The organism is Streptomyces sp. NPDC001153 (assembly GCF_053598315.1).
The window spans coordinates 1-12,488 of sequence record NZ_JBSFJZ010000056.1; the positions used below are offsets into that span (position 1 = coordinate 1).

Annotated in this window: 8 protein-coding genes and 2 pseudogenes; 3 read left to right on the forward strand and 7 right to left on the reverse strand. The window is 72.5% G+C overall.

The genetic code is table 11. The annotated features are described in order from the left end of the window. From ACWDEN_RS41365 to ACWDEN_RS41390, 6 genes and pseudogenes are all read right to left on the reverse strand, one after another. The coding region (locus ACWDEN_RS41365; RefSeq protein ID WP_450863105.1) for an ATP-binding cassette domain-containing protein at positions 1-1,714 on the reverse strand (1,714 nt) is incomplete at its 3' end. Next, entirely contained in the window at positions 1,711-3,447 is a 1,737-nt protein-coding gene (locus tag ACWDEN_RS41370; RefSeq protein WP_351605239.1) for an ABC transporter ATP-binding protein/permease, read from the reverse strand. The genes ACWDEN_RS41370 and ACWDEN_RS41365, both read right to left, overlap by 4 nt. Next, complete coding sequence (locus tag ACWDEN_RS41375; protein WP_450863108.1) at positions 3,444-4,706, reverse strand: cytochrome d ubiquinol oxidase subunit II; 1,263 nt, start codon at positions 4,704-4,706, stop codon at positions 3,444-3,446. The genes ACWDEN_RS41370 and ACWDEN_RS41375 overlap by 4 nt, the downstream gene beginning before the upstream one ends. Then, positions 4,699-6,066, reverse strand: a complete 1,368-nt coding sequence (locus ACWDEN_RS41380) for a cytochrome ubiquinol oxidase subunit I (protein WP_351605233.1) — start codon at positions 6,064-6,066, stop codon at positions 4,699-4,701. Before ACWDEN_RS41380 ends, ACWDEN_RS41375 begins: the two co-directional genes overlap by 8 nt. A 60-nt stretch (positions 6,067-6,126) precedes the next feature. Next, positions 6,127-6,702, reverse strand: a complete 576-nt coding sequence (locus ACWDEN_RS41385) for a Dps family protein (RefSeq protein ID WP_351605231.1) — start codon at positions 6,700-6,702, stop codon at positions 6,127-6,129. Between the two features lie 273 nt (positions 6,703-6,975). Continuing rightward, positions 6,976-7,293, reverse strand: a pseudogene (locus ACWDEN_RS41390) (SsgA family sporulation/cell division regulator); the annotation flags it as partial. A 205-nt stretch (positions 7,294-7,498) separates the two neighbouring features. Here ACWDEN_RS41390 and ACWDEN_RS41395 point away from each other — a divergent pair. The 3 genes and pseudogenes from ACWDEN_RS41395 to ACWDEN_RS41405 all read left to right on the forward strand — a co-directional run bounded on the left by ACWDEN_RS41395 (position 7,499) and on the right by ACWDEN_RS41405 (position 10,347). After that, a complete protein-coding gene (locus ACWDEN_RS41395; RefSeq protein WP_351605225.1) occupies positions 7,499-8,488 on the forward strand; it encodes a pirin family protein in 990 nt (329 codons plus the stop codon). 20 nt (positions 8,489-8,508) lie between these two features. Then, the gene (locus ACWDEN_RS41400) at positions 8,509-8,847 is read left to right on the forward strand and encodes a GNAT family N-acetyltransferase (protein WP_351605222.1); all 339 of its coding nucleotides are present in this window, start codon (positions 8,509-8,511) and stop codon (positions 8,845-8,847) included. Further along, a pseudogene (locus ACWDEN_RS41405) lies at positions 8,742-10,347 on the forward strand (thiamine pyrophosphate-dependent enzyme). The gene ACWDEN_RS41400 and the pseudogene ACWDEN_RS41405 overlap by 106 nt, the downstream one beginning before the upstream one ends. A 464-nt stretch (positions 10,348-10,811) precedes the next feature. On the opposite strand, the gene ACWDEN_RS41410 reads toward ACWDEN_RS41405, so the two are convergent. After that, complete coding sequence (locus tag ACWDEN_RS41410) at positions 10,812-12,470, reverse strand: MFS transporter (RefSeq protein WP_450863111.1); 1,659 nt, start codon at positions 12,468-12,470, stop codon at positions 10,812-10,814. Between the last annotated feature and the right edge of the window lie 18 nt (positions 12,471-12,488).

Genomic DNA, 12,488 nt, shown 5'->3' on the forward strand with positions numbered 1-12,488 from the left:
CGGCGCGCCCCGTGACGGCAGGGTCACCGGCCCGCCCGAGGCGGACCACCGCGGTCGGCGGCCGGTCGAGCAGACCGAGGTCCTGCTCCTGCATCGCGATCACCACCGAGGTCTCCGGCAGCGCCCGGAACAGCGCGGCCAGCAGAGCCTCGGCGGTGGGCCGGTCCAGACCGGCGGTGGGTTCGTCCAGCAGGAGCACCGGCGGCCGCCGCAGCACGGCACGCGCGATCGCGAGGCGCCGCCGCTGCCCCTGGGACAGCAGACGCCCACCGGGACCCACCGGGGTGTCGAGCGACAGGGCGGAGAGACCGACCATGTCCCGTACGGCCCGCAGGTCGGCGGTGTCGGCCGAGGGGGCGGCCTGACGGAGGTTGCCCGCCACCGTGTCGTCGGCCAGCCAGTCGTCGGCCTCGACCAGGGTGATCGTCTCGGCGACGACCCGGGCCGGCAGTTCCTGCACGGGTGTGCCGCCGAGGAGGACCGTGCTGGCAGGCGCCGGTATCCGCCCGGCGAGCTGTCCGAGCAGCGTCGACTTCCCGCTGCCGTTGGGCCCGGTGACCAGCACCGGACCGGGGCCGGACAGGGGCATGGTGAGGGGTGCCCAAGAGCCGGGAACCGGCAGTCCTGCCGTTTCCAGGCCGTGGGCCGCCGTCTCCCCACTGTGCGGGGCGGTTTCCAGGCCGTGCATGGTCGTTTCCAGGCCGTGCGGGGCCGTCCGCACACCGCGCGCGGCCCGCCGATGCCGATCCGTCGGCGGCTCCCCGGCGGCCAGCGGCGCGAGGCGTCCGGCCGCGTCACCGGCCTGGGTCAACAGGTGCAGCAGCCGGGGCAGCCGCTCCAGCAGCTCCCACCCCGCGGCCATCAGCAGCACCTCCCCCACCGCGACGGCGACGGGCTGCGCCGGGGCGGCGCACAGCGCGATCACCAGCACTGACGCCTGTCCCACCGCGGCAAGCAGGCGCAGCGCCAGCCGGCCCAGCCGTTCGGTTCGGGCGGTGGCCCACTCGGCGGACTCGACCGCCGTCATCGCGGTCGTCGCCGCCTGTCGCGCCTGCGGTACGGCGTCCAGGCAACGCAGTTCGTCGAAGGCGGCCCGGCTGTCGAGCAGCACGGTACGGAGCGCGGCCCTGGCCGCGGCGGCGGTGGCCAGACCTTCGCGCGCGAGGCGGTGGGCTCGCCGCGCGCAGACCAGGCCCGCCGCCCAGACCACCAGCTCGGCCGTCCCGAGGAGCGGCATCGCCCACAGCAGCAGAATCTCGATCAGGCATGCGGTGGTGACCGCCGCCGCCAGGGGCGCGCAGACGTCCGTGGGCAGACCCGCGACGGTCTCCACGTCCGAGGTGAGCCGGGCGAGCAGTGTCCCGTCGCGTTGTCCGCGCAGCTCCCGGGGGGTGAGGCGGGCCGCGCCACGGGCCAGCCGGGTGCGCAGCGCCACGGTGGCGGTCAGCAACGTCCGGTGACTGTCGAGGCGTTCGAGGTAGCGCAGTCCGGTGCGGGCCAGGGCCAGCGTCCGCACGGCGCCCGAAGGGTACATCCAGGACCAGGTGGTGTTGGCCTGGAGGGTGACCACAGCGCAGGTCGTCAGGAACCAGCCGGACACGCCGAGGAGCGCGGCTCCGCTGAGCTCGGCGGCGGAGGCCAGCAGCATTCCGGTCAGCAGGGCGCGGCGCGGAGCCGCCGTGCGCAGCAAGCGCCAAGTGCCGGTTGGGTTCATCGGGCCCTCCCGTGGTCCAGCGTGATGACCTGGTCCGCCAGCGGCAGCAGCGCGGGACTGTGGGTGGCGAGCAGGACCGTACGGTCGCGGGCCAGAGTCCGCAGCGCCGACAGGACCCGCTGCTCCGCCTCCGGGTCGAGGTGTGCGGTGGGTTCGTCCAGGCACAGCATGGACGCGTCCCGCAACAGCGCCCGGACGAGGGCCAGTTGCTGGGACTGGCCGGAGGACAGGCCGGTGCCGCGTTCACCCAGCGGGGTGTCCAGTCCCTGCGGCAGCGAGGTCAGGAGGTCGTCGAAGCCGAGGGCGGCGGCGGCCCCCAGCAGGTCGTCGTCGCTCGCGGCGGGCCGGGCCAGGAGGAGGTTCTCGCGGAGGGTGCCGGGAAGCAGGTGCGTCGGCTGGCCCACCCAGGCGACCCGGCGGGGATCGGCGGGGACGGCCCGTCCGTCCAGCACGTGGAGCACGCGTCCCCCGTGCGGGGCGATGAGCCCCGCCGCCACGGCGAGCAGGGTGGACTTGCCCGCACCGCTCGGTCCGATGACGGCGAGGCACCCGGCCGGTGCGAGCTGCACATCGACCCGGTCCAGGGCGGGCGCCGCACGCCCCGGGTGACGGATCGTCACGGCTGCCAGACGCACCCCGGGAGGTGCTGCATCACGGGCCGGCCGGAACGGCGCGGCCGACGGCGGGTCCGTCTCCTCGGGTGCGTCCAGGACCGCGCCCAGCAGCTCGGCGGCGGCAGCGGCCCGGGCACGGGCGTGGTAACCGGCGGCCAGGTCCCGGGCCGGGGCGAAGTAGGCGGGCACCAGCACCAGGACGAACAGCGCCGCGGACAGGCTCATGCGGTTCGGGACGAGGGGCAGGTGCAGGTAGTCGAGCAGGACCAGGCCGCAGTAGGTCGCCACCACGGCGAGGGTGCCGGTGATGAGCAGTTCGACCCACGCGGTCGACAGAAAGGCGATCCGCAGCACCTTCTCGGTCCGCCGGGCGACCTCCCGGTCGTCCCGCTCCAGGGACTGGGCCGCCTCGTCGTGCGCGCCGAGCCCGACCAGGGTGGGCAGCCCGCGCAGATGGTCCAGGAGCCGGGCCTGATGGGTGCGGATCCCGGTCAGCTGCGCGCGGACGGCGCCCTGCGTGCCCAGGCCGATGACCTTCAGGTTGGCCGGCAGCAGTGGGGTTGCGGCCAGGACGAGCAGCGCGACGAACCAACTGCGCCAGGTGATGGCGGCCAGGACGAGACCGCTGCCGAGCAGCATGGTGGTGCGTGCGGGCAGATAGCCGGTGAGCCAGTCGGTCAGCTGGTCCACCTCGCCGTCGACCGCTCGGGCGGGTGCCGCCTCGTCCAGGTCGGTGCGGGCCGGTCCGCGGGCGGGCAGCGCCGTCTCGATGATCCGGCGCCGCAATGTCTCGCGCACGAGGCGGGCGCCACGGGCGGCCGCCGCGTCGCCGGCGGCCAGCAGGCCGGCGCGCAGCGCCAGTCCGGCAGCGGTCAGCAGGGCGGGCAACACTACGGCTGTCACGGGCAGTTCGCCGTGCAGCGCCGACAGGCCGTGTTGCGCACCCCAGGAGAGCCCGCCCGCCCACAGGACCGTGCCCGACTGGGCCGCGCCGCGCAGGATCCCGGCGCGGCGCAGCTCGGGCCGACCGACCGCCGCCCAGGCCTTCAGCCTGGCGGGCGCCGGATCGTCGCTCCGATCCGCGGCCAGTTCGTCCAGCAGTACGGAGGTGCCGTTCACGAGGTGCTCTCCGCCCCGGTGTCCGCGTCGAAGTATCCGGCGCGGCCGTCACGGCGGTCGCCGACGATCCAGGCGGCCAGCGCGGTGCAGCCCAGCACCGTGACGCCGATCGGCCCGATCAGGTCGGAGACGCCGCCGAACACGTCCTGGGAGAGGCCGGTGGCCAGGACGCCGAGCACGGTCAGCAGGGCGCGTCGCACGATCGTCCGCGCCGCGCCGGTGGGCGCCGGTACGGCCGGAAGCGCCCGGCCCCGGGCGGGCAACGGCGGTACCGGGCTTTCCACCGGGTCGCTGTACTTGCCGCGGAAACTCCGCCACGCGTAGATGTTGTAGGCGAGGACGAACGGCATGCACAGGCCGACGCCGAGGACCAGGAAGACCTGGGAGGAGTGCGGGCTCGCCACCTGATGGACGGTCAGGCCGGGTGGTACGACCACCGGCAGGGAGAGGGCGGCGAGTCCCAGGAGCCCACTGGCGGTCATGGTGGCCACGGCCGCGAACGGCCGCCAGTCGGGACGGCGGCCGAAGCCGTGCCAGGCCACCGCGCCGGCCACGGCGGCGACCCCCACAGCGAGCCAGAACAGCACGGCCCGCACCGGCTGGCCGAGATGGAACTGCTGCGGGTCGGCGCCCGGCAGCAGCAGGCCGAGCACGAGCGCCATGACCACGGTGGCCAGCAGCAGGGTCCGTCCGGTGCGGCGGACCTCCGGCCGCGACCACCCCTCGGTCTTGTCCTGCAGCCAGGCGGCCCCGGCCAGCAGATAGACGACGACCAGACCGAGGGCGCACAGCACGCCGTAGAGGTTGAACCAGTCGAACGCCCCGCCGTGGAAGGCTCCGCTCCGCTGCCGTGGGCCGGTGAGCACGGCCCCGAGGACGAGGCCCTGGCAGACGGTGGCCGCGAGCGAGGCCCCGCCGAACAACAGGGCCCAGCCCCGCCGGTAGCGGCCGGCCGCGCTGTGCATCTCCAGGCCCAGTCCGCGCAGGATGATCGAGGCCAGCATGACGATCAGCGGCAGATAGACGCCGGGCAGCACCACGGCGTAGGCGCCGGGCAGACCGGCCCACAGGACCACGCCGACCAGGATGAGCCAGCTCTCGTTGGCGTCCCAGGCGGTGGCGACGATCTCGCCGTACTCCCGTCGGCGCTCGGGCTTGGCAACCAGGCTGAGCATGCCCAAGCCGAGGTCGTAGCCGTCGAGGACGACGTACATGCCGAGGGAGAAGAGGACCAGGGCGTAAGCGCAGTACTCAAGCAACGAGGGCCTCCGGGACATCGGGCGAGGCGGGGCCGGTGGGCAGTGCCTCGGGGCCGGCCTTGACCGTGCGGACGATGTAGCGGGCCCAGATGGCCAGCAGGGTGACGTAGAGCAGGACGAAGCCGGCGAGGCTCGCGGCGACTTCGGCGGTGGACAGGTGGGAGACCGCGTCCGCGGTGCGCAGCTGGCCGTATACGACCCACGGTTGGCGGCCCGTCTCGGCGACGATCCAGCCGCCGGTGATGGCGACGATCCCGGCCGGCGTCATCCACACCATCCACCGCAGGAAGCGCGGCGAGTCGAACAGGCGTCGCCGCATGCGCAGGACCACGCCCGCGAAGGCCGTGCCGAACATGAGCAGCGCGGTGAAGTACATCGCGCGGAAGCCGTAGAACGTGGTCCACATGTTGGGACGTTCGTCGGGCGGGGTCTGCAGCAGTCCGGGCGTCGTCGTCCTGCCGCTGAGGTCCTGGGCGATGACCGAGCCGAGGCGGGGAATCTCGACGTGCAGCCGGTTCTCGCCCTTGCCCGTGTCGGGGACGACGAGCAGGTTGTAGCCGTTGTTGTCGCTCTTCCAGTTGCCCTCGAACGCCTCCAGCTTGGGGAGTTGGTGCTGTCCCATGAAGACGGCGGTGCCGTCTCCGACGTACAGCTGCACCGGCATCAGCACACCGAGGACGCCGAGGGCGATGGACAGACAGCGGCGGGCCATGGGCTGGGCGGACGACCGTTTCTTCACCAGGTACCAGGCGGAGATCCCGCCGACGAACCAGGCGGAGCTGATCAGTACGGCCAGCAGCATGTGCGGGAAGCGGTGGGCGAAGGCGGGATTGAACAGGATGCTGATCCAGTCCTTCGCGTGGAACTGGCCGGCGACCTTCTCGTAGCCGACCGGGTCCTGCATCCAGCTGTTGGCCGACAGGATCCAGGTGGTGGACAGCAGGGTGCCGAAGGCGACCATCCAGCTGGCCAGGGCCATGGTGCGCGGGCGGATCCGCCCGTCCCCGTAGAGCATCAGGCCGATGAAGCCCGCCTCCAGGAAGAAGGCCGTGATCACCTCCATGCCGATGGTGACGCCGATGACCGGACCGACCGCGTGGGCGTACATGCCCCAGTTCAGGCCGAACTCGAAGGTCATCACCGTGCCCGCGACCACGCCCAGGCCGAAGCCGACGGCGAAGATCTTCTTCCAGAACCGGAAGATCTGCAGGTACAGAGGATTTCCCGTGCGGACGTAGACCGTGTGGACGACGGCGAGCAGCACGGAGAGCCCCACGGTGAGCGCGGGGAAGGTCATGTGGAACATCGCGGTGATCGCGAACTGCCATCGGGACAGTTCGACGACGGTGGGCGAAGCCATGGGTACTCCAGGGGAGCGGCGGTCGCGACGGGGTCCTGGCCGTCGGCGGGCCCGCCTGGGTCAGGAACGCACCAGCGGGGTGTCGACCAGGTGCTCGGCCAGGAACCAGGCCTGGAGTTCGCCGGTGCGGATGATCTGCGAGACCAGCAGGTCGTTGGTGCCGTCGTCGCCCAGCTCGGCGGTGCGGGTGGCCGCGTCATGGGCCTCGGTCAGGATGATCTCGTGGGCCTCCAGCAGCCGCGAGAGCATGGCCGGGACCTCCTCCACGCCGTCCGGCGGGCGCGGGATCGACGTGATCTCGGCGACGTGCCGGGAGTCGCCCACGGCGACGCCGCCCAGGGTCTGGACGCGCTCGGCGAGGGTGTCGACGAGTTCCAGCTGCTCTCCGGCATGCTTGTCCAGGAGCAGGTGCAGCTGATAGAAGGTCGCGCCCCGCATGATCCAGTGGTGCTTCTTGTAGAGGCCGTAGAGGATCTGGGTGTCCGCCAGGACCCTGTTGAGGCGCTGGCAGGAGTACATGCGTGCCTCGTAGGACAGGGCGAGGGGGAACTGCTTGACGGTCCCGAACTCCTGGATGACCGCGCCCTTCTGATGCAGCCACGGCTGACTGCCGGCGGGCTTGGAGCTGGTGGTCATGATGTGCCTCCTGTGATGTCGGTGACGGATGAGTACGGTCGACGCTAGGTGCCGAACCGGTGGCCGCGTTGCCCGGGAGCGCACGCGTAGGTGCCCGTCAGTGCACCGGGTTCGGCGCGGGCGGTCGGGGGTCCGGCCCGGGCGGGCCGGAGGGTCACTCGCTGCCGGCCGTGAGTTGTTCGACGATGCGTTCCAGATCGGTGTGACGGTGCTCGGCGGTACCAGTGCGTCGGTGTGATGCAGAAACGCCGTGACGGCGGAGCACGAGATCTCGAGGGCCGCCGATCCGTGCCGGGTGCTGAGCAGGACCCGGACCGTGTCCGGATGGCAGCGGTGCCGTGGGATCACCGTCACGTCCCCGGACCCGGTGGGCCGGCGCAGCCCCCGGGCGAGGAGCGACCGGGCGAAGAACCAGTCGACCGAGGCGGCGGAGGGGGTGCCCAGGGACAGGCGCACGGCGTAGGGGTCCGCTGCGGTGTACCTGAGCTCGGCCGGCAGCGGTACCGGTGGATCGCCGGCCACGGTGACAAGGATCGTCGTCGTGCATACGATCGGGCCTTCGTCCGTGGCACCGGCGTGATGCTGTGTCATACCGCCTCCTGTCTGCGACTGTTCCGTTCCGCTCGTCCGCCGGGTTCCGGCGGTCCACGGTGCTGGTGACCGTACGGCGGGTCCGCCGGGGAGGATTGCCGGCGAGCGCACGGGGTGTTGCCGGTCGAAGAACCGTGCTCGATGGCCCGAGCGCCCACCTAATGGTTGAATGTGAAACAATTATTCGGCTGAGAGGCGGCCCACCATGAGAAATGTCGAGACGACGCCCGCCGAGGTGCGGTGCGGCGCGGCCGGGGCAGGCGAGCGACCGGACGGGGTGCCCCGGGTCGACGTACTGACCCCGCGCGACGTGCCCCTGGGTGGCCCCCGGTCCATGACCGTGCGGCGCACACTGCCCCAGCGTGCCCGCACGCTGATCGGGGCCTGGTGCTTCGCCGACCACTACGGCCCCGACGATGTCTCCGAGACCGGCGGCATGGATGTCGCCCCGCATCCCCACACCGGACTCCAGACGGTCAGCTGGCTCTTCACCGGGGAGATCGAGCACCGGGACAGCCTGGGCAGCCACGCCTTCGTACGGCCCGGCGAGCTGAACCTCATGACCGGCGGGCACGGCATCGCCCACTCCGAGGTCTCCACCCCGCGGACCACCGTCCTGCACGGCGTCCAGCTGTGGGTGGCGCTGCCCGAGGAGCACCGGCACACCGCACGCGACTTCCAGCGCCACGTCCCCGAACCGGTGCGGATCGACGGGGCGGAGGTCAGGGTCTTCCTTGGCTCGCTCGGCGGCGTCACCTCACCGGTACCGACCTTCACGCCCCTGCTCGGCGCCGAGATCGTGCTCCAGCCCCACGCGACGGTCACTTTCGCGGTGGATCCCGGCTTCGAGCATGGTCTCCTGGTCGACCGGGGTGACGTCCGCCTGGGCGACGTCCTGCTGCGCCCCGCCGAACTGGGCTACGTCCACCCGGGCCCCGGCACGCTGACGCTGACCAACGACTCGGACGGCCCCGCGCGGACGGTCCTGCTCGGCGGGATGCCGTTCGGGGAGGAGATCGTGATGTGGTGGAATTTCATCGGCCGCAGCCACGAGGACATTGCCAAAGCCCGCGAGGACTGGCAAGAATCCTCCGATCGCTTCGGCATCGTCGAAGGATATCCCGGAGACCGACTTCCCGCGCCTGCCCTGCCCCATGCGAGCATCAAGCCGCGCAGGAATCCACCGGTTCACTGATCCCCATCGAAAGGCACCCCGTGAGCCAGCCTTCCACCGCACCCGTCGTCGAGCGTACAGACGCCAGGAACCGCTACGAAATCCTGGTCGAGGGCAAGCGAGCCGGACTGACCGCCTACCGTGACCGCGGGGAACAGCGCGTCTTCTACCACACCGAGATCGACGACGCCTTCGCCGGCCAAGGCCTCGCTTCCCAGCTGGTCCAGGAGGCGCTCACCGACGTGCGGAAGTCCGGGAAGCGGATCGTGCCCGTCTGCCCGTACGTGGCCAAGTTCCTCAAGCGGCACGAAGAGTTCGCCGACATCACGGACCCGGTGACGCCCGACGTGCTGCGCTGGCTGGAGGCCGAACTCGGCTGACCGTCCCCCTCCGGCCGGCCGCCGGGTCCGGCGGCCGGCTGTACGCGCAGCGCACCGCTTCGCACATACCCAGCGGCGAGACCGGCACCGGCTACTTCCAGGAGACCCACCCCGACCGGCTTTTCGCCGAGTGCAGCCACTATTCGGAGCTGATCTCCTCTCCTCGCCAGATGCCGCGCGTGGTGCAGACGGCGATCCAGCACGCCGTCGGGCGGCGTGGTGTCTCCGTGGTGGCCCTGTCCGGTGACACCGCGGCGGAGGACTCCCCGGACGCGGCACCCGAACTCGCCATGCCGCTGGACCTGCCCGCCATTCGCCCGGGGAACCAGGAACTCGCCCGGCTCACGGAACTCGTGGACGCCGCCGAGCGGGTCATGGTGTTCTGCGGCCGGGGCGTCGAGGGCGCCCACGCGGAGGTCATGGCCTTCGTGGGGAAGGTGAAGGCCCCGGTCGGCCACGCCCTGCGCGGCAAGGAGCACATTCAGTACGACAACCCGTACGACATCGGCATGTCCGGGCTGCTCGGCTACGGATCGGCCTACGAGGCCATGCACGAGTGCGACTGCTGATCCTGCTCGGCACCGACTTCCCGTACACCGAGTTCCTGCCCCGCCATGTGCGGACCGTACAGGTCGACGTGCAGCCCGAGCGGCTCGGCCGGCGTACCGGACTCGACCTGGCCGTCTGGGGCGACGCTGGCGAGACACTGCGGTGCCTGACGCCCGCCGTGCGGGAGAAGACCTCCCGCCGCTTCCTCGACCGCATGCTGGAGCGGCACGCGCACGCCCTCGAGGGCGCCGTGAACGCCTACACCCGCAACGTCGAGCGGCACACCCCGATCCACCCCGAATACGTGGCCTCGGTGCTCGACGAAGTGGCCGCCGACGACGCAGTGTTCACGGTCGACACCGGCATGTGCTGTGTGTGGGCGGCGCGTTACCTCACGCCCAACGGCCGCCGCCGCATCCTCGGGTCCTTCGTGCACGGCTCGATGGCCAACGCGCTGCCTCAGGCGATCGGCGCGCAGTTCCTGGACCGCGGCCGGCAGGTCGTCTCCCTCTCCGGCGAGGCGGCTTCTCCATGCTGATGGGCGACTTCCTCACCCTCGTCCAGTACGGCCTGCCGGTGAAGGTGGCCGTCTTCGACAACTCCTTCCTCGGCATGGTCGACCTGGAGATGATGGTCGACGGGCTGCTCCCGTACGGCACCACCTACCCGCACACCGACTACGCCGCCATCGCCAGGGCCGCCGGGGCGTTCGGCATCCGGGTGGAGAAGCCCGCCGAGGTGCGCGACGCGCTGCGCGAGGCCTTCGCCCATGACGGCCCCGCGCTGGTCGACGTCGTCACCGACCCCGCCGCGCTGGCCGTCCCCCCGAAGATCACCACCGAGCAGCTCAGCGGCTTCGCCCTGTCCGCGAGCCGTACGGTCCTCAGCGGAGGCGTCGGACGCATGGTCCACCTGGCCCGGGCCAACCTGCGCACCATTCCCCGCCCCTGAGCGCGCGTGGACCGCGGTACAGGGCTTTCTTGGCCGTGCTGTCGTCGCGGGCGGGACGGCCGGTTCCCATGACCCGGCCCGTCGGCGTCCTGTGGGCGTCGCGCACGCCGCTCAGCGCGGTCGACGTGATCCGTCGCGGTGTCGGGGCCACGCGGCGTCCGCTGAGCAGTCGTCGGCCCGTGCCCTGGAACCGGACACGCGGGCGCCGTCCCTGCGGCCGGGGCCGGTCGCGGTCGGCACCGCCCCGGACGTACCTGCCCACCGGGGGACCGACGCGCTGGAGCGCGAGCACCCGGCGGCCGTGCACGACGGGGCCGTCGCACCGACCGCACGGAGCGCCGCGCTGCTGTCCCGAGGGACCTCCGTCAGCCCGGACCAGGCCCAACTGCTCGACAATCCAGAGACGTTGGCCGGTGCTCCACCCTGCTCGGGCGGTACCACAGGCCGGCCGCCGAGCGGTGGTCTCAGGCGCCGGAGCCCGGCGCACCGGCGTCAGTCCGTTGCGGTACCGCGGGTCCCGACGTGGTGTCGAAGGCATGGGTCACCGCGGGGACGGTCCCGGGCGTGAGCAGCTCGCGAGCCCGTTCCTCGTGGCGGCGGTCGGTGGCCGTCAGCCGGACGTGGTGCTGGGCGAGGTGCTCGGCCCAGGAGGAGACCAGATAGGTCTCGACGAAGCGTTCCGGGTCGCTGCCGTCCTGGTAGAGGCCCCAGGTGAGGGCCCCGGTACGGCGCCTGGACCGGGCCACGCGGTGCATGCGGTCCGTGAACTCGGCACGGTTGTCCGCGGGGACCCGGTAGACGACGGAGACCAGGACCGGGCCGTCAGCCTCTCCCGGCTCGAACACCAGGGGCGGAGCGGGCCAGTGGTCGGACGGCGAGGGGTTGATCCCCTCGGGGTCGTGCAGCGGCCACCGGTGCACGGTGGCGGCGCTGAGCAGCATCACGGCGCCGGCGATCAGCAGACATCCGCTGAGCCCCAGCCAGCCGGCCAACGCCCCCCACAGAGGCGCCGCCAGCGCCTGGCCGCCCTGGAAGACCAGGAGGTAGACGGCGAGCCCCCGGGCCCGGACCCAACCCGGCAGCCGTGTCTGCACGGCCGCGTTGAGCGTGGACAGCACGGCGATCCAGGCGAGGCCCCCGGGCAGCAGTGCGGCCGCGACCAGCCACGGCGTACGGACCGTCGCCAGCACCGCGAGCACCCCGGCGAACACCACGGCGCCCGCCGCGAGCGTGCCGTTGGCCCCCAGCACGCGGCGCACGCGGGGCAGCGTGAAGGCCCCCGCCACCGCTCCCACGCCCACCGCCCCCAGCAGCAGCCCGTATCCGCCCGAGCCGAGGCCCAGGGAGCGGCTCGCCGTCAGGGGCAGCAGGGCCCACAGAGCCGCGCCGCCGGGGATGAACAGGAGCGTACGCAGCAGGACCCGGCGCACGCCGGGCGCGTTCCACACATAGCGGCGCCCGGCATGCAGGGCGGCCATCAGCCCTTCGTTCCCCGTGCCGGGGGCGGCCGTCGGCGGGCGCCGCCACACCAGGAGGACGGCCGCGATGCCCAGGTACGAGGCAGCGTTGAAGGCGAAGACCCAGCCCGCGCCCGCCGCCGCGACCAACGCCCCGCCCAGCGCCGGACCCACGGCGCGGGCCAGGTTGACGTTCACCGCGCCCAGCGCCGCGGCCTGACTGAGCCGCCGGCGCTCCACCAGCTCCGGCTGGATCGCCTGCCAGGCCGGGCCCATCAGCGCCGTACCGCACCCCAGCAGGAAGGTGAGAAGGAGCAGCAGCGTCGGTGACAGCTCGTCCGTGAACGCCAGCACGGCCAGCGCACCGGACACCGTGAGCATCGCGAACTGCGCGGCCAGCAGCACCGAGCGCCGGTCGAAGCGGTCGGCGATCACCCCGGAGGGCAGGGCCAGCAGCACGACGGGAAGGCTGGAGGCGGTCTGCACGAGCGTCACCAGTGCCGCGCCGTGGCCCACCAGCGTCCACTGGGCGCCCACCGTCTGCATCCAGCTGCCGATGTTGGAGACCAACTGGGCGATCCACAGCGCCCGGAAGACACGGGCCGCGAGGGGTGCCCACGGGGAGTCGGTCTCCACGGGTGCCGGTGACGACGGTGCGTTGCTCATAGTTGTCCAGACCGGGTG

What these genes read in the sequence shown, in the direction of transcription:
- ACWDEN_RS41380 (WP_351605233.1), bottom strand. Translation starts at nt 6,066, where the DNA reads ATGGCTTCGCCCACCGTCGTCGAACTGTCCCGATGGCAGTTCGCGATC.
- ACWDEN_RS41385 (WP_351605231.1), bottom strand. Translation starts at nt 6,702, where the DNA reads ATGACCACCAGCTCCAAGCCCGCCGGCAGTCAGCCGTGGCTGCATCAG.
- ACWDEN_RS41395 (WP_351605225.1), top strand. Translation starts at nt 7,499, where the DNA reads ATGAGAAATGTCGAGACGACGCCCGCCGAGGTGCGGTGCGGCGCGGCC.
- ACWDEN_RS41410 (WP_450863111.1), bottom strand. Translation starts at nt 12,470, where the DNA reads ATGAGCAACGCACCGTCGTCACCGGCACCCGTGGAGACCGACTCCCCG.